At 45.1% G+C, this 24,258-nt stretch carries 28 protein-coding genes; 9 read left to right on the forward strand and 19 right to left on the reverse strand.

The window, feature by feature from the left end; all coding sequences use genetic code 11:
• Positions 1–38 precede the first annotated feature (38 nt).
• Positions 39–407 (forward strand): YbaN family protein, encoded by a 369-nt coding sequence (locus QVA83_RS02225; protein ID WP_049586141.1) that lies wholly within the window; start codon positions 39–41, stop codon positions 405–407.
• A gap of 91 nt (positions 408–498) precedes the next feature.
• Here the strand turns inward: QVA83_RS02225 and QVA83_RS02230 are convergent, their stop codons facing one another.
• The 16 genes from QVA83_RS02230 to QVA83_RS02305 form a co-directional block, all read right to left on the reverse strand.
• Positions 499–1,665: a hydroxymethylglutaryl-CoA reductase gene (locus QVA83_RS02230; protein WP_080986381.1), complete on the reverse strand. Its 1,167-nt coding sequence runs from the start codon at positions 1,663–1,665 to the stop codon at positions 499–501.
• 208 nt (positions 1,666–1,873) lie between these two features.
• Positions 1,874–2,521 carry a tetratricopeptide repeat protein gene (locus QVA83_RS02235; RefSeq protein ID WP_287498094.1) on the reverse strand — a complete coding sequence of 216 codons (648 nt, stop codon included), beginning with the start codon at positions 2,519–2,521 and terminating at the stop codon, positions 1,874–1,876.
• Positions 2,522–2,709: 188 nt separating this feature from the next.
• Positions 2,710–3,411 carry a tetratricopeptide repeat protein gene (locus QVA83_RS02240; RefSeq protein WP_287498095.1) on the reverse strand — a complete coding sequence of 234 codons (702 nt, stop codon included), beginning with the start codon at positions 3,409–3,411 and terminating at the stop codon, positions 2,710–2,712.
• A gap of 15 nt (positions 3,412–3,426) precedes the next feature.
• Positions 3,427–4,272 (reverse strand): SDR family oxidoreductase, encoded by an 846-nt coding sequence (locus tag QVA83_RS02245; RefSeq protein ID WP_014975711.1) that lies wholly within the window; start codon positions 4,270–4,272, stop codon positions 3,427–3,429.
• A gap of 65 nt (positions 4,273–4,337) precedes the next feature.
• On the reverse strand, positions 4,338–5,009 hold the full coding sequence (locus QVA83_RS02250) for an iron-containing redox enzyme family protein (protein ID WP_014975712.1): 672 nt from the start codon (positions 5,007–5,009) through the stop codon (positions 4,338–4,340).
• Between the two features lie 3 nt (positions 5,010–5,012).
• Positions 5,013–6,527: an AMP-binding protein gene (locus tag QVA83_RS02255; protein WP_287498096.1), complete on the reverse strand. Its 1,515-nt coding sequence runs from the start codon at positions 6,525–6,527 to the stop codon at positions 5,013–5,015.
• Positions 6,517–7,260 (reverse strand): thermostable hemolysin, encoded by a 744-nt coding sequence (locus QVA83_RS02260; protein WP_287498097.1) that lies wholly within the window; start codon positions 7,258–7,260, stop codon positions 6,517–6,519. The genes QVA83_RS02255 and QVA83_RS02260 overlap by 11 nt, the downstream gene beginning before the upstream one ends.
• 116 nt (positions 7,261–7,376) lie before the next feature.
• A complete protein-coding gene (locus tag QVA83_RS02265) occupies positions 7,377–9,179 on the reverse strand; it encodes an ArnT family glycosyltransferase (RefSeq protein ID WP_231513134.1) in 1,803 nt (600 codons plus the stop codon).
• Positions 9,180–9,184: 5 nt separating this feature from the next.
• Positions 9,185–9,862, reverse strand: a complete 678-nt coding sequence (locus QVA83_RS02270) for a TVP38/TMEM64 family protein (protein WP_014975715.1) — start codon at positions 9,860–9,862, stop codon at positions 9,185–9,187.
• A complete protein-coding gene (locus QVA83_RS02275) occupies positions 9,852–10,589 on the reverse strand; it encodes a glycosyltransferase family 2 protein (RefSeq protein WP_014975716.1) in 738 nt (245 codons plus the stop codon). Before QVA83_RS02275 ends, QVA83_RS02270 begins: the two co-directional genes overlap by 11 nt.
• 90 nt (positions 10,590–10,679) lie before the next feature.
• Positions 10,680–11,381, reverse strand: coding sequence for a hypothetical protein (locus tag QVA83_RS02280; protein ID WP_014975717.1), 702 nt, complete (start codon positions 11,379–11,381; stop codon positions 10,680–10,682).
• On the reverse strand, positions 11,378–12,142 hold the full coding sequence (locus QVA83_RS02285; RefSeq protein ID WP_156077930.1) for an FTR1 family iron permease: 765 nt from the start codon (positions 12,140–12,142) through the stop codon (positions 11,378–11,380). Before QVA83_RS02285 ends, QVA83_RS02280 begins: the two co-directional genes overlap by 4 nt.
• On the reverse strand, positions 12,132–12,497 hold the full coding sequence (locus tag QVA83_RS02290) for a cupredoxin domain-containing protein (protein ID WP_014975719.1): 366 nt from the start codon (positions 12,495–12,497) through the stop codon (positions 12,132–12,134). Before QVA83_RS02290 ends, QVA83_RS02285 begins: the two co-directional genes overlap by 11 nt.
• Positions 12,481–13,770 (reverse strand): sensor histidine kinase, encoded by a 1,290-nt coding sequence (locus QVA83_RS02295; protein WP_156077931.1) that lies wholly within the window; start codon positions 13,768–13,770, stop codon positions 12,481–12,483. The genes QVA83_RS02290 and QVA83_RS02295 overlap by 17 nt, the downstream gene beginning before the upstream one ends.
• Before the next feature lies 1 nt (position 13,771).
• Positions 13,772–14,437 (reverse strand): response regulator, encoded by a 666-nt coding sequence (locus QVA83_RS02300; RefSeq protein WP_014975721.1) that lies wholly within the window; start codon positions 14,435–14,437, stop codon positions 13,772–13,774.
• Positions 14,438–14,512: 75 nt separating this feature from the next.
• The gene (locus tag QVA83_RS02305; RefSeq protein ID WP_014975722.1) at positions 14,513–15,409 is read right to left on the reverse strand and encodes a transporter substrate-binding domain-containing protein; all 897 of its coding nucleotides are present in this window, start codon (positions 15,407–15,409) and stop codon (positions 14,513–14,515) included.
• A 272-nt stretch (positions 15,410–15,681) separates the two neighbouring features.
• Here QVA83_RS02305 and rplM point away from each other — a divergent pair, with 272 nt between their 5' ends.
• From rplM to QVA83_RS02340, 7 genes are all read left to right on the forward strand, one after another.
• Positions 15,682–16,110 (forward strand): 50S ribosomal protein L13, encoded by a 429-nt coding sequence (gene rplM, locus QVA83_RS02310; RefSeq protein WP_014948329.1) that lies wholly within the window; start codon positions 15,682–15,684, stop codon positions 16,108–16,110.
• Positions 16,111–16,122: 12 nt separating this feature from the next.
• A complete protein-coding gene (rpsI, locus tag QVA83_RS02315) occupies positions 16,123–16,515 on the forward strand; it encodes a 30S ribosomal protein S9 (RefSeq protein WP_014975723.1) in 393 nt (130 codons plus the stop codon).
• Between the two features lie 437 nt (positions 16,516–16,952).
• Positions 16,953–17,585, forward strand: a complete 633-nt coding sequence (petA, locus tag QVA83_RS02320; RefSeq protein ID WP_049586157.1) for a ubiquinol-cytochrome c reductase iron-sulfur subunit — start codon at positions 16,953–16,955, stop codon at positions 17,583–17,585.
• 1 nt (position 17,586) lies between these two features.
• Positions 17,587–18,852, forward strand: a complete 1,266-nt coding sequence (locus tag QVA83_RS02325; RefSeq protein ID WP_014948332.1) for a cytochrome b — start codon at positions 17,587–17,589, stop codon at positions 18,850–18,852.
• A complete protein-coding gene (locus QVA83_RS02330) occupies positions 18,849–19,583 on the forward strand; it encodes a cytochrome c1 (RefSeq protein ID WP_014948333.1) in 735 nt (244 codons plus the stop codon). Before QVA83_RS02325 ends, QVA83_RS02330 begins: the two co-directional genes overlap by 4 nt.
• 167 nt (positions 19,584–19,750) lie before the next feature.
• Entirely contained in the window at positions 19,751–20,383 is a 633-nt protein-coding gene (gene sspA, locus QVA83_RS02335; protein WP_012517332.1) for a stringent starvation protein SspA, read from the forward strand.
• On the forward strand, positions 20,380–20,853 hold the full coding sequence (locus tag QVA83_RS02340; protein WP_014948334.1) for a ClpXP protease specificity-enhancing factor: 474 nt from the start codon (positions 20,380–20,382) through the stop codon (positions 20,851–20,853). Before sspA ends, QVA83_RS02340 begins: the two co-directional genes overlap by 4 nt.
• A 196-nt stretch (positions 20,854–21,049) precedes the next feature.
• Here the strand turns inward: QVA83_RS02340 and QVA83_RS02345 are convergent, their stop codons facing one another.
• Positions 21,050–21,898 (reverse strand): spondin domain-containing protein, encoded by an 849-nt coding sequence (locus tag QVA83_RS02345; RefSeq protein WP_039224559.1) that lies wholly within the window; start codon positions 21,896–21,898, stop codon positions 21,050–21,052.
• A 12-nt stretch (positions 21,899–21,910) separates the two neighbouring features.
• The gene (locus tag QVA83_RS02350; RefSeq protein ID WP_014948336.1) at positions 21,911–22,726 is read right to left on the reverse strand and encodes a spondin domain-containing protein; all 816 of its coding nucleotides are present in this window, start codon (positions 22,724–22,726) and stop codon (positions 21,911–21,913) included.
• A gap of 222 nt (positions 22,727–22,948) precedes the next feature.
• On the opposite strand from QVA83_RS02350, the gene QVA83_RS02355 reads away from it, so the two are divergent.
• Complete coding sequence (locus QVA83_RS02355; RefSeq protein WP_014948337.1) at positions 22,949–23,701, forward strand: response regulator transcription factor; 753 nt, start codon at positions 22,949–22,951, stop codon at positions 23,699–23,701.
• 50 nt (positions 23,702–23,751) lie between these two features.
• Here QVA83_RS02355 and QVA83_RS02360 read toward each other — a convergent pair.
• A partial coding sequence (locus QVA83_RS02360; protein WP_287498098.1) for a magnesium transporter occupies positions 23,752–24,258 on the reverse strand: 507 nt, incomplete at its 5' end.

Here is a 24,258-nt window from a genome sequence, read left to right on the forward strand (position 1 = left end):
TTACCAAGGAGTTGGACTGAATTGGGCGTTGGTATTTCATGAAAAAAGTACTGTATTTATCACTCGGGTTGTTTTTTACCCTTCTAGGTATTATTGGCGCATTCTTGCCGGTAATGCCAACAACTGTTTTTTTGATAGGTGCGCTTTTTTGTTTTACTCAATCTTCACCGCGCCTTGAAAGCTGGTTACTTCAACATCCTAAATATGGCCCCAGTCTTGTTGCGTGGCGAAAACATGGTGCAATTTCGAAAAAAGTGAAATGCATAGCGTGTTGCAGTATGTTGGTGAGCTTTATTCTTGTTTGCCTGTTCGCATCAATGCCTATTCCAGCGTACATAGGTATAGCTCTATTTATGGGAATAGGCGCGTACTTTGTTGTTACGCGCCCCAGCATGCCTGCTGTATAATTTCTCTATACAGAATTTACTCACCTTCGGCAGTAGCGCACAGTTTATTCGAACTACATTGCTAAGCGTTAGGTGACAGATATAAAAACCTTTAACGGTTTCTACCCAGTCGCTCGTGACTGCTTACCCATTCGTCTGCGACGACTGCAGAACCCAGCGACAGATCGCCACACAATACGGTCGCAGCGACAATTTCCGCAAACTTATTTACGCTGCCCCTTTCTGTGCAGCCAAGTACGCTTAAACATTCGTTTTGTGTAGCTAAACCGGTTCCACCACCGTATGTAGCAACGATTAACGATGGAATAGTCACAGAGAAGTAGTAGTCTCCATTTGGCATAATTTCAGCGTAGGTAAACCCCGCAGACGACTCCGCCACATTAGCGACATCTTGCCCGCAAGCGATGAACATGGCGGTAATGCCGTTAGCGAAATGCGCACCATTGTTAACGCTGCCTGCCATCAATGCGCCCATATTTGAATATTGGCGCTGTTTAAACAAAGCCTCTGGCGGGCAATGCATAATCTCCGTCATAAGGTGTTTTGGCAGTGTTATCTCTGCTACAACGCGCTTTCCGCGGGTATGCAGAGAGTTTAAGTGAGAGTGCTTTTTATCGGTATCAAGATTAGCGGCAAGTACAAAGTGCTCGATAGGACGTGGGTAGTTCGCTTGTATCCACTCACAACCTGCTTTAGTGGCTTTGCTTACCATGTTCTGACCAGCCGCATCGCCGCAGGTGAAATTGAATCTTAGCCAGCGAAGCTTAGACGCAGCGTACTGCTCGATATCCCTTAGTTTGCCCACGCTGGTGGTGTTATCACTGACGCGTTTGATGGCTTCAAAGTTGTGCTCAACCCATTTGCCAAATTCGAGGGCGTCTCTTGCGTTAGAAAACGCGAACATAGGCGCTCGCTGCATAGCATCGTCAATAACGGTGGTCGTTATACCGCCTGCTTCTCTTGTTAGACGCATGCCTCTGCTGTAGCTGGCTGTTAGTGTACCCTCTGTTGTGGCCATTGGAACGTAGAACTCGCCTTTAGCGTGCTCTCCGTTCACTAGCATCGGGCCTGCAAAGCCGATAGGAACCTGTGCGACACCGGCGAAGTTTTCTATGTTTCCCGACAATGTTTCAGGCGGGATAGAATAGTGTCCTAAGTGATTTAGCTGAGTGCCGGTTTCGCGCGCAATAAACTCGCGGCGTGTTCGGCTCATCTCTTGGGTATAGTCGTTGTCTGAGGAACGTGGGATTTTAGGCATTGGGCCACTCCTTTTTTCTTTCATAATAGGAGTGCTGATACCGAATGAGAACTGTTTACAATTTATACATGAGGATAAGTGCCACCTATGTATGCGCTTTTTATGTAGAAAGGCGTTAAATACACCTTTCTACACGCAAAAAGCGGGGATGTTGCTTATTTCGAACTCATAAGCGACGCGCGATAGCCCCGCAAAGAAGCAAATGATACTATGCTTTTTTATCCAATTTTGCCTGAAGTATAGCAATCTCTTCTCTGCGTTTTTTATCGGCTAGAGGGCGGTTGATTTTTTCAGGCGCGTTTTGAGCACGGATTAAAAACCCTTGGGCTTCTTCGTATTCACCATCGTCGAAAAGAAACTCAGCATAAAAGAAGTTTTGGTCCATACCATCTGGGTTAATTTCCAATGCACGCTTAAATAATTGTTTTGCCTTCTTATCGCTTCCAAAGCTAACTGGCCAGCCTGGTACTTTATGATAAAGTGCCGCTAATACAGTGAGCGCCATCCCCTCTAATACCGCTTCCTCTTTTTCAATGGCACGTTCTAAATTTTCCTTCGCACTTTCAGCAAAGTCCAGGGCACCTAAACCGCCTTTCGCACTTGCAGTACTTGATTGAGAGATAGCTAGCCAGGTCAGTGCTTCAGCGCTATTTTCTGATTGCTCGACTAACACTTTCGCCTGCGCTATCAATGTAGAAAATGCCTCTAATTGGGCTTCACCTTCAAGCTTATAGTTCGCTTTTGCCCACGCGTGTTGTAACGGTAGTAAATCAGGGGTGCTTGCATGAACCGTAGATATCGACAACGTAGTAATAAGGATGAATAGAAAAGGAGAGAAGAAATTCTTTTTCTGCATGAAAAGTCGCCTTTATAAGATAGAGGTAGTTAGGAATAAACGAGATAACTCGACAAAATTGTTAGTAATTTCATGAATTATCGTTGAATCGGCGGCTAATCTAACGGTATTTGTAGCGAAAATCTAATACTTGTTGAAAATGGAAAGGCAATAAGAGCATTGCCTTTCCCTGTATACCTTTAGGGTGACTAACTTTTTCTCGCTATTTTCGCTTCCAATAAAGCGATCTCTCTTTTGCGACCTGAATCTGCAATAGGACGATCTGCGCGCGCTGGGGCGTCGAGCGCTTTCTTGGCAAACTTGAGCGCTTGCTCGTACTTTCCATTATCGAACAAGAACCCGGCGTAGAAATAGTTGGGGTCTATCCCGTCAGGGTTTATTTCAAGTGCATGCTTCAGCAATTTCTCAGCTTTTTTGTCGTTACCAAAGCTAATAGGCCAACCCGGAAGCTTATGGTACAGCACGCCCAGACTGGTCATCGCTGAGCCCGAGAGTGCATTTTCATCTAGTCGCATTGCATGTTCGAAACTCTTACGCGCATCCTTTGCGTAGTCCAGAGCACCAAGCCCCCCTTTGGCACCGGCTGTACTGGATTGAATTATGCCTTGCCAAATCAATAACTCAGGGTTATTGGGTTCTTCCTTTACGAAAGATTTAGCGGTATTAATAAGGGCGACGAATGCTTTTTCCTTTTCTGCATCATCAAGTTCATAGTTAATATGTGCCCATTGATGCTGAAGTATCTTTAAAGGGCTGGTAGCCGTTTCGCTTAAGGCTGATGTCGGCGCTGTACTTTCTGTGACTTCGTTAGCTTGAGCTATAGCAGTGTGACTTAATGCCAGACCGAGTCCCAGAATTACCGTGGTGCTAAACGTGGTTAATTTCTTCATGATAATGTCCTCGTGTTAAACCAGCTTGTTACCCAGACGGGTTTCGTTTTGAGCGCTGGTCTGTTTGTCTTGTGATCGCGTTTTTTGAAAGGCATAGCGTTTAATTGTTGGAAGTTTCTTTGCCAACGCATTGTCAACAACACTGGGAACTAGCGCGTTAAGCTTGGCAAAAAAGCGTTCAGCATGTCCTAGCGCGACCCTTGGCAAATTGTTTTCTAACTGTTTAATGAATGCTTGTGCTACTGCATCAGGCTCGTCTGTCTGGTTGCCCAATGCCTCATTTAGCGCATTAGCGCGATCGTCATTTATATCGGTACGCGTTGCGCGTGGCGCTAGATAGTGAAATTTAATTTTGCTATCGCTGAATTCCCTGTGCATCGCTTCCGTCCAGCCTTTCAAAGCGAATTTAGTTGCGCAGTAGGTTCCGTGCGCAGCAAAACCTATGCTCCCAAAAGCTGAGCCTACATTCACGACGTGCGCAGACGGTCTTCGTTCGAGTAACGGCAGTAGGCGTTGGGTTAGTAGCATCGGGGCCAGCATATTTGTCGACACAATTGACTCGATTGGGGTGCCATCAAACTCGCCCACATAGGTAATGCCAGCATTGTTAACCAGAATACTTAAAGGACGTCGTTGGCAGGCACTTACTACTCTATCTCTGCCTTCATCTGACGTAATGTCAGCCACAATGGCAGTATGATGAAGGGTTAAATTTTGTTGCAGCTGTTCGAGCTTCGCCTTACTTCTGCCAGTTAGGATAATGTGCGCGCCTTTTTCATCAAGCGCCTTGGCTATTGCTTGACCAATACCACCAGTTGCACCTGTAAGAAGTACCACTTGATTACGCCACTGAATATTCATTGTATTTACCTTAACGTGTTAGCAATTTACCTCGGGGGATAACCACCAGAGGTAAACCCTTGAATTCAAGCAACCTGTTCCAAGCCGTGTTCAGGTGTTAATTCGCGAAAGATATCTCCGTATAAGCGATAAAACATGTTCGCGCTGTGAATGATCATTTGCTGCTCTTTGGGGTCAGTAATTTTGTTCATAAGCCCTTCAAAGAAAACAATGTGCTCTTGGTCTAGCGCACCGTGAGAGGTAAGGTATTTAAACGCTGATTTAGGCAGAGATAACTTGTCTTTGATTTGTTTTGCAGCCGCGTCGGCAAGCGCAATACTTGTGCCCTCTAAAACGAATACCATGCCGAAGAAATACAGTGGGCTTTTGCGTGCTATTGCATCAAAAGCATAGGCAACCATTAATTCGGTGGCGGGTGCAGGCTGACTAATCCTCGCCTGTTCTTTATCAACGCCACAGGCTGCAAGGTCGTTAAGGATCCACTCTTGGTGACCCATTTCTTCTTCAATGTATTCACCAATTGCTTCTCTTAGCCATTCCTTATCTTCGTTGAGTTTGGCACCTGTAGCCATAAGCAGGGGAACAGTAAACTTAACGTGATGATAAGCCTGTTGAAGAAAGGCAATATAGTCGTTTAGGTTAAAATCACCGTTAAAGCAGCGCTGTATAATCGGCGCCTGTAAGAATGACTGTCTGGCATGTTCGGTGTTGCTTTGAAGTTGCTGATAGAAGTTCATAAATTATTCCTTGATAACAAATTGAGAAGAAAATGCTGTTGTACTTTGAACGCTGTACTGGTGTTGGTCTTGGCCCTGGTAGAGCATGTCTAAGTCAGTCGCGTAGCGGGCAATTATTGCGTCACGCTTCAGTTTTCCCGTTGGGGTAAGCAGTTGGTTTTCTGGCGTACAAAGACCGATGGTGGCGAAATTAACAACTTGCGCATAGTCAGGTAACTGCTTATTGATAAGCGCCACGGTGCTTTGAATCTGTGTATTAGAAATAGTATTGGAAGCGGGTACGAGGAGCGCGACACAGTAGGGTTTAGCTTCGCAATACACCAAAGCCTGCCTAAACAGTCCTGTTCCCAGCAGTAAAGATTCAATCCACTCTGGCGATACATTTCTGCCAAAGCTGTTCACCATTATGTTTTTTATACGCCCATTCAGCGTAAGTGTGTTGTCAGAAAAAAAGCCTAAATCGCCGGTTCTGACCTGGGTCGGATAAAATGAGGAAGGTTGATTCAGATAGCCCAGAAAGTGGTTGCCTGTAACTACAATTTCACCCTCTTCGATGTGCAGTTGATTATGACCAAGCGTTTTTCCGGCACTGCCCATCGTATTGCAATTGGGCGTGTTCAATGTTGATACTGATACCGCTTCAGATAAGCCATAACCTTCAAATACTGGTAGTCCCTTCGCTTGAGCTTGCGCCAGCAAAGTGGGCGCTACATGTGCACCGCCAACAGCAATGAACATTAGTGATGAAGGTGGTATCCAGCCCTGATTACATGCCTGTACTAGCACCATTAGCAAGTCGGGCACCAAAATCACAGACGATGGTTGAACGCGGTCTATCAGTGACAGCAGTGCGTTTGGATCGACGAGTTTGCTTCCTTGAAATCCGCGCTCACATGCCGTGGCTAAATAAACCGTGCCGCCGTGGTACAGAGGGGCGTAGACACCTGCAATATTTTCAAGAAGGGTAGACAATGGAAGTAAACACAGGTGGTTCACTATTTCAGGTTGAACAGCACGCTCAATAGAATGGGCAACTTTCCATTGCGATTCAGTTGACAGGCACACGCCTTTCGGTGAGCCCGTAGAGCCAGAAGTAAAGGTTATTTTGTTAGTACCTACAGGTGTGTATACACGAGAGTCATGTTTGAGTGGATGAGCGACAATGTCGTGTTCGCTATCAATAACAGTCGGTGACTCACTCCATTCACTTAGTTCACCACCGCGATTGGTCAATAAAAAGTGACACTGGCTCTCATTTAATACATGTTCTTGTTGGGAAGCGGTAAAAAATAGCGGAACGGGGACGCAGCAAACGTTAGCCTGTTGGCAGGCTAAATCAGCAATCACCCATGCAAAGCTATTGTCAAAGGCAATGCCGACCCTCTCGGCATTGTGGTTTGTTATCCAGCTTGCGAGGTTCTCGACGGCGCTCAAAAGGGCGCGGTAAGTCATTGAACCGTCTTTGCATTTAAGCGCAACGTCATCGTCATGCCCGTTTATATACTGATTAAGCAACATACGCTGTTTCCTTTTTTGTGCAGATATTTTGCGTTAACGCATCCACATTTGCGGAAATAAGCTCAATTGCACGTTGATAATGAGCATTAAGTTCAGGGCAGCCAATAATGTGTTGGGTTACGTGATGTAGCGACAGGGCAGTAACCTGAGGAGCGGTGTCATAATAGGTGCCCCAGTCATCGCTATTCCCTTGAAGTTTTGACACATCGGCTTTAACAAGGGGGTGGAGTTGAATACCCGCGCCCATGAGTAAAGAGGTAAGCTGTGAGGTCGCACTGAAAACCAGATATTTGCTACCACATCGTTTTAAAACGAAGAACAGGGCAAATAACAAAGGGAGGGTATAGCGCGATGCACTGCTAAAAAGGTTACCAACTTCAGCAATATGCGCTCTGTTTACGGTTATCCCTTGTAGGGTGAGGGCAGTTTCTACCGAAGTGTTAAGGTATTGCTCTATAAAAAGAGAATTATACTCACCATCATATGCGGCAAATCTTGCGCCTGCGGCGGCTTTAACTCCATCAGCTTCAATAGCAAACAGCATAGGCATAAAAGAAGTCACTCGCGCGTTGTAGCGAGCTTTAAAACCACTCGCTATAAACGCTTCAATACGGCGGCGGGCATTATGTCCATGTTTTGCCGCGATAAAGGTTATAGCGGGCTTTTCCTTTGAGACAATCGCAGATTGCTGACTCGCAACCTGGGTTGGAACAGAAGCTAAAACGTGACTCATAAACATGCTCATTGGTTTTGCGATGTTATGAGTATTTACGCGAGACCTTAAGAGAACCTTAAGTGGGAAAAACTTTTATAAATGTCAGCCCAAAATGTTAAGAACGCCGAAGCTAATTAATCGCTTGAGCCGTCATAGCTATTAAAAACTGGGCCGTTAGCCGGTAAATCACAGGTAGCGTTCGCAGCAGTGGCAGGAAGCAACAACCATTCGTCACGGTGGGCTACACCCAGTGAAGTGGCTTGTGATAAGTCTACACATTGAAATTTGTAGTCACTTGGAACTAACAAAAAGCGTTGACGTATTGGCGGTCTAACCCGCTGGCCTGAAATCTTTATCTGCTCGCGGGAATGCTCGGAAGTATTAGCCAGCCAAGCCCACGCTGTACCGTTTTCTACTTCTTTAGGGGTATGGTAACCAAAATGAGCCATTTCAAAGGGTGAATAAAGCAAATACTGTTCTTTAAAGCTGACTATCCCTACCTCGAAGGCAGTTGAATCGTTCGTCAACATATTACTTATTTGGCTTTCTGCATTTTGAAGGACTATACGGGGAGTACGGTATTCGTTTAGCAGCCATGCACCGAATGTGGAAGGAATTACAGTTAAAATGAAAAGCCATGCCAGTAATTGGCGGGCGAGTAATTCTCCATCCCCTGCGTTGCGCTTTTTATTGTAAACATAGTAGACAATATGAGTACAAAGCCCAGCGAATCCGAGTACAAGTAATACTATGCTTAAACGAACAAGGGTTTCGCTGTCGCTGTCAAAGCGCGTCATCAGCTTAGCAGCGGTGGGCTCGTGAAAAAGCAGTGCTAAGCCAGCAATCAATAAAACGGCAGATATTAACGAAGTAACTGCGCGCGCAAAAAGCACCAACCCTCTTGATACAGTCGAATTCGCAAGTACCAGACCAGCAACCATACTCAACGCAGGCAGTGCCGGTAAAACATAAACACCACGTTTACCTGGGCTGATACTAAAGAAAATGACAACCAATATTACCCATATCAACAAGGGTGAGTAAGCGGGGTTGTGAGTAAGTACATTTTTTAACGACTTAGCTTTTGATACAAGTATGGCAATTGGAGTTATCCAAAATACAGGAATAACTTCAACAATATAGTAATACCAGGGCTCTATGTGGTGCCAGGCATTGGCATATCGCTCAGCCGTTTGTTTAAACAAAATGTTCGACAAGTATTGTTGTATTTGAGGCTCTTGTTTTACCAAACCAAGATAAAGCAGAGGTGCAAGCCACATCGCCACAACTGATAGCATGATTAAGGGGCCAAACAACATGCGCAATGACCACTTGCCGCGATGTGAGCCGCTGGTAAATGCGAAAAATGCAATGGGGATAAATAAAAGAACAGGTAAAAAGCCAACGCCTTTGGTTATGATCCCAAGCCCCATAAAGAACCATGCTGCAAAGTACCACCGCCAATTAACATGCACATAAAAGTGCTGAATGAGTCCGTAGACGCCAATCCAAATAAAGCAGGCGACAAGGGCATCTATTTGAGCGAATTTGGCTTGAATAAGGAACTGAGGGCTCAGTAGAAGTACGAGCATACTCAACATTGCCGCTTTTTCATTGGCAAGTCTTAGCGATAGCTTGTAGGTTAACCCCAAAGTGACAAGGCTTGCGATAGCGTTAGGCAGGAGCATAGCCACCTTCAGGCTACCCGTAATAAGGTAAAAGAAGGCAATACACCACATAAACACAGGGGGCTTGTCTGGATAAATTTCGCCACCGCGCATGGGCACAAGCCACTGTCCGCTGTTCACCATCTCTTTTGCGACCAATGCGAATCGGGGCTCATCGGGGGGCCAAGCATCTCTGAAACCCAGACCAACAAATATCAGAGCACAGGCAATAAAGAACAGGGTAGATGCATGGCTATTTAAATTAAGCATAAGCCTCACGACGGCTCACTCCTACGAGCAATGCCTGATAAGGATAGAAGTAGAAGAAGGCTAATGATTAAGCCACCAATTTGTAAAGGCTGTTCAAGGGAACTGACAAATCGAGAACCGCTTCCAAGTAAGGTAAACAAAAAAGTTTGAGGCGCAAAGCCGATTGCACTTGCAGCAATAAACGGGAAAAACGGAACGCTTAGCACACCTGCGACGGCGTTTGTGATTAGGTTGGAGCCAACAGGGAATAAACGAACAATTAGCACATTGCGAAAACTTCGCTTGGCCAGTTTGTTTTCAACAGGCTTTAATTTTGTACCTAAAAGACGGACGGCAAGTGAGCGCAGAGGGCCATTTGCTAATGCATAGGCTATGCATGCAGACAATACCGTTAGCAACAAAGCAATTAATCCTCCCTGCAATGCGCCAAAGCCCACTCCGCAAAAAAAACTGACAGCCTGACGGGGAAAACCCATGGTTAAAAGTACAACACAACCACTCAGTATCATGCACAGCGATTGCCAATTTAAATTTGAAATATAGGCATTCAACCAATCTGTATCATCACCGTGCTTCCATAGTTCACCAGTGACCTCAAGCGACACATAGCAGACAAGCGCGATGCTTGCTGCCCCGATGAAAAACTTTATGAATTTTTTGAGGCGGCGAAGATTAGTCTTCATGACCAATTCCGCTGGCAATGTGATTAAGCTTATTTCTGTACATTAGCCATCTGACGCCAAGCATATCGATGATTCCTGCCCAGCCACGATTCCACGCTGTGTAATTTGATTTACCTTCTAAGCGGGCGCGATGATTGACCGATACACATACCACTTCTCCTCCAAGCCTTTTAGTTAAAGCGGGAATATATCGGTGCATATGGTCGAAGTAGGGCAAAAGTAAAAAGGTACTTCTTGGGAGGAGTTTCAAGCCACAGCCCGTGTCTGGTGTGTCGTCCTGTAGGATCCACTGGCGAACACGATTGGCAACTTTAGACTGAAATCGCTTCCACGGGGTATCTTTTCGCTTTTGACGATGCCCGATAACGCAGAAGTGCGCTGCATTAGTCTCTTTAGCTGCGCGAATAAGTCGCGGTATATCAGCAGGATCGTTTTGCCCATCAGCATCAAGGGTGATGATCCACTTTCCTTTTGCCTGTAAAACGCCGTGAAAAACCGAAGTGCTTTGACCGCAGCTCATAGGGTGGACGATGACACGACAACTTACCGGCAAGGTGCTTGAAAGGTTATGCAGCAAGGCTAGGGAGTCGTCGCTGCTACCGTCATCAACAACAATAATTTCTGTCGTTGTACTTGGAACCACTTCTGCAATTTCTCGTAACAAAGCAGAAAGGTTTTTGGCTTCATTTTTAGCAGGTAAAACAACACTGACGTCAAACTGGTGCATAAGAATATTTGGTAAATCATCGAATGACGTGCACTTTAAATGTTGAACCTTAAGGAAAGCTTAAGTTAGGCGCTAAAGTACAAACTTGCATTAAAATTCGTATTCCAAGGACATGCGAAGTGTGTGATCTTTACTGTCACCATTTAGTCCAGCAATAAAGCCCAGTTCCCATTTTAACTGCTTCTGTCGGTCAAAGCGTTTTATACCCATGAATGCTGGACCAACCCCGATAAAGTCCTCTGCTACATACACTTCCAATCCAGGTTGTACTTCAGGGATCCAGCGATACCTAAACTTGGCTTTAAATTCGCTTTCCCATTCATTCTCAACAGTTTGACCCCACTCGTACACCAAGCTAACGTTAGTTGTTAAACTGAATTGGCCAAATTCTTTTTCTGTTAATATCCCCGCTTTAACTTCCCAGTCATCGGTATTGTGCTGCTTTTCCAGCTCAAACAGCGTTGCCCAGTCAGCCCAGTATCGCCCTTGTTCAGTCATCATCCAGCGTAACTCTACTTCGTAGCTTTCTAAGCCAAAATCTTCATTTTCATCCCGCGCACCGACAAGGTATGTCTCGAGGATCATAAACTCTGAAAGTGCATGGCCGAATGAGAAGCGTTGCATTAAAACATTGCCATCGTCATTTTGTCTTGAGGTAAGTCGCCACTCAAACTCACGTTCAAAGGGTAATACATAAGGGTGATAAACCTTATCTACGGTAAAATTATCTGCATAACCGTTACTTGAAAACACGGCGCATAATGCGATAGCAGTAAGGAGAAAACGTCTCACTGTGCGACCTCCTGAATTTCATCAGAGAATCTCTTTTTTGAAGAAAAGAAAGCAATTAAATTAGGCACGATAAGTGCGAAGAAAAACACCAATAAATAGCTCGTCGAGGGCGTAGCCTCATAGCCAACGAGAGAATTTAGAAGATGACCATATTCGCTATTGTCACTAATTATTGTGCTGCTATCCCATAGCTGCCTTGGCGATGGGAAGGTGTCAGTTTGTTCCAATAGTAATGCGATATTAGCGGTTTGAGCTGCCACAAATGTGGTTGCAAAAAAGTATGTTGCTCGCTTGCTAACAAAATGGGTGAGCAAAATATTAAGTAGAATCGCGATGCTAATACTTATACCCAGACCAATGATAGTGCCCAAGAGCAATAACGTACTATCACTATTACGTGATAACTCGGAAACAAAATAAACTAAAAAGTGCAGCGAATTGGGTAAGCCAATACCTATTACTAGCAGGGTGAGGCCTAGACTGAACCTATTCGACATGCGTGACGGCAAAAGGACAACAAGGCACATACCCAACCACGCAATAAAAAACAGTATTGATTTGAGATACTCAAATCCGGCACCTTCTGATAGCTGCGATACCAGTCCTAGCTGGGGGTAGGTAAATACAGCGAGCAATACCAGCAGCAACACCCGCCACGCAACGGCAAGCGTAGACACACGCGGCAGCGCCAGCAATACACTAATGAGCAGGAATATGGGCAAGGTGTCACGCAAGAAGAGAACGACAGTATTAATTAGCATCCAGCGTGTCCTCTTTGCTTTTAACTACTACCTTTCCTACTGCGCTATTAGGATGAAACTCGCCAAAAAAAGGATACTCACCGGCTTTTAATGGGCCAATAAAGATGGTCCCTCGGCTTTTCGCAAATATCACTTTTTCTCTGTTCAAAGAAAAGCTATCTATTTCTTCGGGAGTATCATCGAAATTGACAAAGGTTAGCTTTACTTTTTGCCCTGCAGGCACAATCACTTCCTGAGGAAAGAATAAGTGCTCTTTAATTTCCACCACCACTTCAGGTAAGGCGAACGCAAGGGGCGTATAAAAAGCACAAAGGGCTGAAAAGCAGAATAAAGAAATCTTAGAGTATGTAGTCATTGGAAAATGCCACCCTAACTTCTAATCCCCCGAGCGAACTTTCATCTAAAGAGAGCTCAGCCCCGTGTAATACAACGATTTGTTCTACAATGGCTAGCCCCAAGCCGCTTCCCGAATGAGGCGAGCTGTTAGATGCTCTTTTGAACCGGTTTAGCACGACAGCGCGCTGGTCAGCAGGGATGCCTGGCCCAGAATCGCAGACGCTTAAAATAAGCTCGTCTTTCCGTCGTTCAATCTTAATAATTATTTGTGCACCGCTAGGAGAGTATTTACTCGCATTGCTCACTAAGTTCTGAAGCAAGGTGTAAAGGACAAATTGAGAACTTAGCAACCAAGCTTCTTCTCCTTCCAGTGCTATCTCTTGGTTTTTATTTTCAATAGCGCCGTATAGGTCACTAATCACCTCTTGCGCGACCACGCGCACATTTACAGGTTCTCGCTGTTCTGCAAACGTTTCTGGGCTGGTGCGAGTAAGCAAAAGGAATTGATTTACCGCGTGGATCATTCTATCAGTGTCTGCTTTGAGCGGAGTCAACACGTGACCTTTTTCACCTAACTCGTTCGCTATATTGTGAATGTTTATTTTCATCACGCTGAGCGGAGTTCTAAGCTCATGCGCCGCGTTTGATGCGAATTGCTGCTCTCGTTCGAATGCTGAATTCAGTCGCGTGAACATGGTGTTTAACGTAGTAACAACAGGGCTAAGTTCACTGGGCTCACGGGATAACGCAATGGTAGAAAAATCATTACCCTGGCGGCTGGCAAGGAGTTTTGATAAGTGTTTTAACGGCGATAGTCCCCAAGTAATGCCAAAAAAGAGAATGAATGCAAGAATAGGCACACTAATTATAAAAGGGGTGATGGCGGCTACAGTTAGCGAGTCAGTTAAAGTGAAGCGACTACTTACGGGTTGAGCTACCATATACCAGCTATCATTATTCGGGTTAAACCGGGTATGTACCCGCCAGCGTGTACCCAGTGCGTTTACTTCAGAAAAACCCTCGGAGAAGCTGGTTAATGGCGTGCTTAGCGCGTCAGTAGAAGAGCTGGCCAGCTTGCCTTGTTTCCATACCTGGAAGAAAAGTGTCTGTTGCTGTGTGCGGGTGCCGCTATCTACGTATGAGATTGCCCGGGATAGCTCAACTAACTCGTTATCTAACAAGGTATTCGATATACCCAGTGTTGCGCGGTAGCCTTTAAGTGCTGCACTAAATATCACTAAAACAAGCGCGCTGATCAGTGTAAGAATTAGAAAGCGGCGAATTGAAGACAATTCACTCCCCCGATTTTGAAATACAATAACCGACGCCTCGAATAGTCTTAATAAACTCAGGAGGCATTTTCTTACGCAAATTACTCACGTGTACTTCTATTGTGTTGCTTGCCACTTCCTCTCCCCACTCATAAAGTTTATTTTCCAGCTGATCTTTACTCAGTATGCGCCCTGCGTTTTCAATAAGCGCTTTTAGTAGCATGAGTTCACGTCGAGGTAAGTGAACGTTTTGATTGTCGATAGTAAGCGTATGATGGGCAGTATCAAGGCTGACATTCTTAACACTAACAATGGTGTGAGATGCTGTGCTCAGACGACGCTCAAGTACTCTAATCCTAGCTAACAGTTCTTCTATTTCAAACGGTTTAGGTAAGTAGTCGTCGGCGCCTGCATCTAAGCCAGAGATTTTGTCTAGTGTTTTATCCCGTGCAGTTAATATCAACACAGGAAGCGTTGCGTTTTTCTTTCGAATAGATTTTAGTACGTCGAGGCCATCAGTGTCGGGTAAACCCAAGTCAAGAATGACAATGTCACTTTGGCCCGCTCTAAGTGTTGCAAGAGCATCTGCGCCTGAATAAACACAGTCTACCGTGAAGTTGGCATTCTTTAGTGAAAGGGCGAGGGCGTCAGACAACGGCCTATCGTCCTCTACAAGCAGTACACGCATAAAAAACTCATTGATAAAAAAACAAATCAAAACACTAAACGAGAGACCTTAAGAAAACCTTAAGTGCTTGGTGTTTTACTCTGACATCTCTTTTTCGAGCGCGCGTATTGCTAAATCTTTGTATTTGTCCCACCGCGCGTAATCTAGTTTGTAAGGTATTGTTGGGTTGCCGAGCTCGTGAATTTTTCTACTTTCAGCATCGGCAAGCATTTCTGCTTTTCTGTGCCCTTCGAAGCTATCGAAGATACGTTCGAGTTCTCCATCATCTAGAATCCTGACAAGACCTAATCTCAATCTATTCGCGAGGGCAAGGTTATCCGGGCTAACAAAAAAGTACTCATAGTTGGGGTATTTTAATAGGTGGAACTGCTCTAAAGAGACATGCTTATCTTTGTGGCGTTCTAAATCGCGGTGTACTTCTATGATATTTCTGGGGAAAGCGTCAACTAGCCCCTTATCTACCATAGAGTACATAGAATGGAACCAAAGGCTCCAATCTTCACCACTTACGTTATAGCCATTTGCTTTAAGTACACTTAAATCTGGCCAGTCTGCGCCTTGAACCATGGTTGATTGCTTTAATGCTTCGCCGGTTTGTTGGGCAAAACTGGACTGCTCAGAAGGGTTAATCACCAATACGCGATAACCTGAATAACCTTTCAGCAGTGGTAACTTAATGGGCAGAAGACGCTGCTCTCGGTTACTGTTGGTGACACTCCACATTACATCCGCATCGCCTTTTAGCAAAGTAACAAGCTGACGACTCTGACTCATAGGATGGGGGTGAGGGGTTAAAGCAACATCACCGTATTCTGGTGTTGCTGCGATAACTGCACTGAGTACAGCTACGTGATAACTTCCATAATCATCATCGGCAAACGCACGTGTATATACTAACTCCTCAGCATTAACACTGGCCATAAGTAGCGTGTGTAGCATCATCATTGAAGCTACGAAGCGAGACATTTTCATTTTGTTTTTATAACGGTTTCAAATATAACGTTTCGACGTTACCTCAAATCGGTTTCTATGTCATCGGCAGATGATGGAATTTTATCCATATTTTTTGTTCTTAGGGGTTCGCATTTCCTTCAATTCCTGTATAATTCGCGCCCTGCCCAGTTACGCCCACCTTTGGGAAGGTGGAAGAATCAGCCGGCTCGAAGGGGTCATTGTGTTGATTTTAAGGTGATTTCTGGTGTTCAGAAATCAGTAACGACGATATTATTCGGGTGAATTTGAAAATGAAAACTTTTGTTGCTAAGCCAGAAACGGTACAACGTGACTGGTATGTGGTAGACGCCACAGACAAAACTCTAGGCCGTTTGGCTTCTGAAATCGCACTACGCCTTCGTGGTAAGCACAAGCCAGAGTACACACCTCACGTGGACACTGGTGATTACATCGTAGTAATCAATGCTGAGAAAGTTGCGGTAACAGGCCGTAAAGCGCAAGACAAAATGTACTATGCGCACTCTGGTTACCCAGGTGGTCTTAAAGAGACAAACTTTGAAAAACTAATTGCTCACAAGCCAGAAATGGTTATTGAAAAAGCAGTTAAAGGCATGTTGCCAAAAGGCCCTCTAGGTCGCGCAATGTTCCGTAAAATGAAAGTTTACGCAGGTGCAGAGCACAAGCACACCGCACAGCAACCACAAGTTTTGGACATTTAAGGAGCTATTAACATGGCAGATACTCAATACTACGGCACAGGCCGCCGCAAAAGTTCTACTGCTCGTGTGTTCCTACGTCCAGGCACAGGTAGCATTAAAGTAAACCAACGCGCTCTTGACGAGTACTTTGGTCGTGAAACAGAGTGCATGGTTGTTCGTCAGCCACTTGAACTTGTTGAAATGACTGAAAAGTTCGACGTATACATCACTGTTAAAGGCGGTGGTTCTAACGGTCAAGCGGGTGCAATCCGTCACGGTCTTACTCGTGCTCTTATGGAGTATGATGAAACACTACGTCCAGCACTTCGTAAAGCTGGCTTCGTTACTCGTGACGCACGTCGCGTTGAACGTAAGAAAGTTGGTCTACACAAAGCGCGTAAGCGTCCACAATTCTCAAAGCGTTAATTTTTACGTTTTTTGTATTTGCAAAAACCCGGCCTATGCCGGGTTTTTTATTGCTTTTTTTCGATTACAAGTTGCCTGCGTCCCACATTCAGTAAAGCCTTCAAGCCTCTACAATTCATAACAAAGGTTTAATTTGCTGGTGTTATCTAACCAAATATTCTTCAAAACCTTGATTTTAGGCCTTTCCCTCACTAAACCTAAACACACCTTTTGAATTAAATTATCGCTTAAATATCAGTAAAACCTTGTGTTTATAAGGGCTTTTCTTTTATCATTTGCGGTCGAAAATTTTGAAAACTTTCGTGACCTCGTAAACCAGTAAATTTTTACTGTTACGTCGCTGTCATGACAAGCCATATGATGCATGACGCAAGCGTGATAAAACCAGTATAAGCTTGGGTTACACATCATAATTATCCAAACCTGGAGAAATGTGGATGAGCAATGTATCTGTAGATGCAACAGAGTCTGCACACAATGAAAACCAGCCAGAAAACAACACTCGTCGTCGGTTCTTGACCGTTGCCACGTCGGTAGTTGGTGGTGTAGGTGTCGTTGGTGCTGCTGTGCCTTTTATTGCGTCCTGGAATCCAAGCGCCAAAGCGAAAGCCGCCGGTGCTGACGTTGAAGTAGATATCAGCGGGATTGAGCCTGGACAGTTAGTACGTGTGATGTGGCGAAGCAAGCCTGTGTGGATTGTACGTCGTACGCCAGAAATTCTTGAAGAATTAGGCACGCACGAAGATAAGCTGAAAGATCCTAACTCTGAAGCTGAGCAGCAGCCTGCCTTTGCTCAAAACCGTTTCCGTTCAATGAAGGAAGAGTACCTTATCCTTGTTGGTATCTGTACTCACCTGGGTTGTTCTCCACAGCATCTTAAAGACGGTGCATTTGAAGAAGTGGTTGAAGGCGTTCCAGATGGATTCTTCTGCCCGTGCCACGGTTCGAAATTCGACATGGCTGGACGTGTATTCCAAAACGTTCCTGCACCGTTGAACCTGGTTGTACCGCCATATCAATTCGTTGATGACAATAACATCATCATCGGTTCAGAAGCGGAGGCCGTGTAATATGAATGCTTTCCTAGGTTGGATTGAAGAACGCATCCCAATGATGCGCGTTGCGAATATGCACGCTCTTCAATATCCTGCTCCAAAGAACATGAACTTCTGGTATGTGTTCGGTTTTCTAGCAACTATTGTTTTGGTAAACCAGATTGTTACTGGTATTTGGTTGACCATGAACTTCGTTCCATCTTCAGAAGGCGCATTTGCTTCTGTTGAATACATCATGCGTGAGATCGACTACGGTTGGATCATTCGTTACATGCACAGTACTGGCGCATCAGCGTTCTTTATTGTGGTATATCTACACATGTTCCGTGGCATGATTTACGGCTCTTATCAGAAGCCTCGTGAGCTTCTATGGGTGTTTGGTATGTTTATTTACCTAGCGCTTATGGCAGAAGCTTTCATGGGTTACGTTCTACCTTGGGGACAAATGTCTTACTGGGGGGCGCAGGTAATCGTATCACTATTTGGTGCTATTCCTGTTGTTGGTCCTGACCTTGTTATCTGGCTACAAGGTGACTACGTTATCTCTGGCGCAACACTAAACCGCTTCTTCGCATTACACGTTATTGCGTTGCCGTTGGTTATCGTTATTCTTGTGTTCCTTCACATTATTGCACTTCACGAAGTGGGTTCTAACAACCCTGATGGTATCGCTATCAAGCACAAGAAAGGTTCACTACCTGAGTCTGAAAAGACGAAGTATGAAATTCATGAATACTACACAAGCAAGTACGACATTGCTGATGACGTATTGCCGTTCTTCCCACACATCGTACTTAAAGACCTTGTGGCGTTCTGTGTATTCTTAGCATTGTTCACTTACGTGCTGTTCTTTGCCCCTGAAATGGGCGGTAAATTCCTAGAGCACCCTAACTTTGAAATTGCTAACCCACTTAAAACACCAGAGCATATCTTCCCTGTTTGGTACTTCACACCGTTCTACGCGGTACTAAAAGCGGTTCCTGATAAGCTATTCGGTGTATTAGCAATGTTCGGTGCAATTGCTGCGCTATTTGCCCTGCCTTGGTTAGATCGTGGTCGTGTTAAGTCATGGCGCTATCGTTGTGGCCTACACAAAGTAAACCTTATCGTGTTTGCAATTGTGTTTATCTTCCTAGGTTACCTAGGTGGTACACCGCAAGAAAACTGGAAAATCATTGCGTCGCAAGTTGCAACGGTAATGTACTTCGGTTTCTTCGTAGCACTGTTCTTGTACAGCAAAAACGAAAACACTAAACCTGTGCCAGAGAGGATTTCTAAATGAAAAAAATGATGTGCTTTTTAGCCTTCTTCCTACCTGGCGTAGCGCTTGCGGCAGGCGGGAACGTACACCTAGATAAAGCGCCTATCGATTTAACCGATAAGGCGTCTTTACAACGCGGTGCACAATTGTTCATGAACTACTGCTTAGGCTGTCACTCAATGAAGTATCAGCGCTATCAGCGTTCATTCCAAGACTTGGGTATTCCTGACGAACTAGGTCAAGAATACCTGCAGTTCACGGGTGAAAAAGTGTCTGACTACATCACTCGTGCAATGCCAGAAGAAGCCGCTGCTGGCTGGTTCGGTGCTGCTCCACCAGACCTAACGCTAGTGGCTCGTGTTCGTGGCGAAGACTGGATTTACACTTACCTGCGCTCTTTCTATGTTGACGAAAGCCGCCCATTTGGTGTGAACAACACAGTATTCCCAGAAGTAGGTATGCCACACGTACTTCAACCACTTCAAGGTACGCCAACACGTACTTATGAAGAGCAAATGGTTGATGGAGAGATGGTTAAGCGTTATGTAGGCATTAAGTCAGATGGTACTGGCGCAATGTCTCCTGACGAGTACGACCAAGCTGTTGCCGATATCGTGAACTTCCTAGAGTACACAGGTGAGCCTTCTAAACTTGAATCTCACAAAATCGGTAAGTGGGTACTTATCTTTATCGCAGTATTGTTTGTATTTGTTTACTTACTGAAGAAAGAATACTGGCGAGAAGTGCACTAATCGCACAGATTTATGTATAATATGAAAAGGGGGCTTCTCGCCCCCTTTTTTGGTATTTACTCGTGCTATCTGAAAATCCTAATAAATAGGGTCTTCAGGTAGCACGAGTTAACGTAATAAGCTTACCGTTTGTAAGCGTAAACTTGTTTCTCGACGGAGGAAATTGAATGGCCGTAGCCGCGAATAAACGTTCTATTATGACGTTGTTCTCTGACACAATTGATATTTATAGCCACCAGGTGCGTATTGTGTTGGCAGAAAAAGGTGTGGGTGTTGAAATCAGCTACACAGATCCTAGCAACTTGTCTGAAGATCTGTTGGAGCTTAACCCTTACGGTACTGTTCCAACTCTAGTTGATCGCGAGCTTGTACTTTACAAGTCGCACATCATCATGGAATACCTTGATGAGCGTTTCCCTCATCCACCACTTATGCCGGTTTACCCAGTATCACGTGGTCAGAGCCGCCTTATGATGCACCGCATCGAGCAAGACTGGTACTCGCTTGCTGCCCGTATTTTCCGTGGCGAAGGTGATGTAGAAGCAGCACGTAACGAGCTGCGTGAAGCTTTGCTATCTCTTGCGCCTGTATTTGGTGAAATGCCTTACTTTATGAGCGAAGAGTTCAGCTTAGTTGATTGCTACCTTGCTCCGCTATTATGGCGTTTACCTGCACTAGGTATTGAACTAAACGGTGCTGGCAGCAAAGAAATTAACGCTTACATGAACCGTATTTTCTCTCGTAGTTCATTTAAAGCGTCTTTGACTGACCAAGAGCGTGAGATCCACAACCCGCTATGACATCTATGACGTCAAACCAGCCCTATTTGCTTAGGGCTTTTTATGAGTGGATTGTTGATAACGACTTAACGCCGTACATTGTGGTAGATGCAACCAACGAGTTGGTTGAAGTGCCGCAGGAATTCGTTAAAGACGGCCAGATCGTTTTAAACGTATCACCTAGTGCGTGTGTTAACTTTTCTCTTGATTTAGATGGCTTATCGTTTCAAGCGCGCTTCTCTGGGCAACCTAGAAGATTAAGTATGCCTTGTGAAGCGGTAATGGCTATTTACGCAAGAGAAAATGGTGCAGGTACAGTATTCGCCACTGAAGAAGATGTGGCTCGTGCGCAGCAAGAGCGTCCAGAAACATCTGAAGATGTTTCTCAACCTAGCGGCCCGACGTCGCTGGAAGATGCTGATGCAAGCGACGTGAAAGACGCACCTGTTCCACCTAAGAAGGGTAAACCTACCCTTAAAGTTATTAAGTAGCTTATTAAGTAACTTATTAAATAGCTTATCAAATAACGTATTTGCCTGGTTTTGTGAAGTTTATCTACTCAGCAAAGCCAGCGCTTATCTTTCTTATTCCCGTTAAGTTTTATCTCCGTTTCCCCTTCGCACAAAAGTAAAAACACCCCATTACCTGAGTAATAGGGCGCTTTCAGGTGGTACTGCGTTTGACCATTTAACGGGTTCGGGTTATCACCACGCGGCTCGTTGGGAAATCAAAGCGATGGGCCTCGGTTAGTACCGATGTAGATAGGCCCTCACGGCTTGGATCGTCAGCGTTTGCACTAGTGACTACACCTTGGTGAAGTCTTACTGCATCGGCAAGATCATCCCTCACCACATCATAGCCCGCAGCTTCTCCGCCGCCACCCGCTGCACTAGCGGCAGGGCCTGGCATAGTAGCAGCTGTTTCTGTGTTTGCTTCTGTACCCGCATCCCAAGTCACTGTCATGAACGTTTTTATATCACCAACCGCCATGTTGCTTACATTCGCAGCGTTTAAGCCGGTGAATGCGTCGTTGGTGTTGACCAGCATGGTCGTTACCGTAAGGCGCAGGTCGTCAGCATCGAGTTCTGGAACCACTAGAGTTAGTTCTGCGCCCATTGAGCGAGGACCCAATATGCCCCCAGAGTTTTGCGCATCCAAAAAGTCCGTGGAGTCCATGGCTTCAGTAATGACCATAGACGGGTCACCGCCTTCAGCCATTATTTCAATGCCCATGCTGGCTGGCTCGCCTTCATTAAATGAATGGAAGCCTGACTCATGCAATATGACTGCGGCAGGTGCAAAGGGCTGAGAGTAGGTTAAATTGGTAATTTGTACGGTATAAACCGCTGAATTACCATTAATACCGTCTTGTCCGTCCGAACCGTCCTGGCCATCCGTACCATCTTGTCCGTCAGTACCTGCTTCCCCCTGCGGACCCGCTGGTCCTTGAGGGCCTGTATCACCATCGTCGCCGCAGGCAGCAAGAAGCGCTGAAAGCATCAATAATGTACTGAGTTTAATTATTGGATTATTCATCGTATTGGCTCCTTAAGATGCAGGAACAGTAATAACTACACGTGCTACTGGGTTCAACCAACGGTGTACGGTAGAGTCCAGATCACTGGCACCAGCGGCGCTATCAGTATCACCAAGCGCATTGCGGTGGATGTGTACTGGGCCATCTTCACCATCTTCAATTTCGCCATTAACGATTTGTGCACCTACACCCGTGCCACCTGTACCCAAATCAACAATACGAGTGGGAGCGCCGCCACCGGCAACACCCGGTACGCCATATCCACCCAGCGCGTTTCCGGTCCCAGCTTCAACAACATCTGTACGGGCACTATTTAATTCATCGTTAAGCTCAGTACCGGCGTCGTATGCATTAAGGTAATAAGTGTAGGTACCCGGCTCGGTTGGAATTTCAATACTGTCCATACCAACAAAAGCGTCGTTAGTAGGTATTAGCATGGAAAGTAGCGAAAGATATGGCTTGTCCATAGTATCGAAGGGATAGCTTAACGTAGCTTTCGGCGCGAGAAGTCCGCCAAAACGGTGCCACGTATTTGAACCATTGTCGGTATCAACAGGGCCGAGTAACGCTTCAAAGTTTGCGCCGCTTGAATCAGCATTTTGTTCGTCGTCAATAACACCAGCTTCAGCTAACCACGCTAAAGCTGACGACGCAGGTTGCCCAACTTCAAAGGCATCGACGGTGTCATCGTGAGCTATGACTAAGCGCGGCGTAAAACTCTGCGCCTGAGTAAGGTTGGTAATTTCAACGTCTAAAGTGACAGCTTGGCTTACTGATACTGCAGCTAGCGACAAAAGCGTTGCGCTAGCAAGTTTAGTGAATTTCATTTTATTGTCCTTATTTATGGCTTAAATCGCATAAAAATTTAGGGCAGTAAAATGTCCAATTCATCACAGAACTTTCACAAAACGCACACAGATTCGTCTCAATAAATAACAGTGCTGTTATAAATTCTGAATTTATATTTTTTATAAAAAAATTGTAATCACTGTGAAAGAAAACCACCAACGCACTGGTCTTGTTTTTTATTGGCGAATTAGGAGCGAGATATGATCCTTATCATCTACAGTGGAAATAAGTTTCAACAGAACATATCGCAATGCTTAAGTAAGCATAGCTTTCTTTACGACGCAGTCTCTAATTTTCAATCCGCAGAGTCGCTGCTTAAGACGCAGCATTATTCGCTCGTTATTGTTGAGTCGCATGGAAATATTATCTGTCTTAATCGTATAAAAGGCCTTGTTGATACGAACCCCGAAAGTTGGGTGATGGCAGTGGAAAGTGACGCGATGACAGACGATGTGGCCGACGAAGAGGTAGATGAAGCAAACTACTATGAAGTAGGCGTAGATGATTATCTATCAGGGCCATTTGATGCACGTATGTTTATTGCCCGTATTCGCTCCCATATGCGCAGAAGTATGCCTAGCCAAGAACATTTAAGACCATCTCAAGGTAGTGAAGAGCGCATCGAAATAGGACCCCTTAAAATCGACCAGCGATTTCATAGCGTAACCTTAAATGGCCAAGTGCTAACGTTAACGGCTAGGGAGTTTGCGCTACTGGATTATTTTTGTCGTCATCCAAACCAAGTTTTTTCTCGCAATCAATTGCTCAGTGAGGTGTGGGGCTATAACCACGAAGGCTACGAGCACACGGTGAATACCCATATAAATCGTTTACGCACTAAGCTTGATAAAATCAACAGTATTGAAAATGGTGGACAGCTAGTAGAAACCGTCTGGGGTGTGGGTTACAAGCTGAACGTCAATGGATATATAGCGAAAGCGCTTATTGCATGAGTATTTTTTAGCTCACCATGCCCTATCAGGCATGAGAGTTCAAAATTAACTTAAATTAGAAACAGCGTCGCAGTACCTAAGAAAGCAAAAATACCCACTACATCGGTTATCGTAGTTAAGATAACACTGCCAGCTAGGGCAGGGTCTATCTTAAGACGCTTCATGATCATAGGTAAGGTTGCACCCGCTAAAGCAGCCGCAATCATGTTTACCATCATGGCAAAGGCAATAATTACGCCCAGCATGTAATCTTGTTTCCATAACGCGATGACAGAGGCAATAAGCACCGCCCAAATGGCACCGTTTAAAAAGCCGATGGATATTTCTTTACTGATAAGCCATCGTGAGTTACTCGCGTTAACATGGCCTAGTGCCATACCGCGAATAACTAGCGTTAGCGTCTGATTACCCGCTACACCGCCCATACTGGGGACAATGGTATTTAATATAGCTAACACAGCCAGTTGGCTGAGCGTTGCTTCAAATAGATCACTCACCATCACAGCCATTAGCGCCGTCACTAAGTTTACCGCCAGCCACACCGAGCGTCGTTTGGT

Source organism: Alteromonas sp. AO-Serp (genome assembly GCF_017849675.1).
GTDB lineage: Bacteria > Pseudomonadota > Gammaproteobacteria > Enterobacterales > Alteromonadaceae > Alteromonas > Alteromonas macleodii.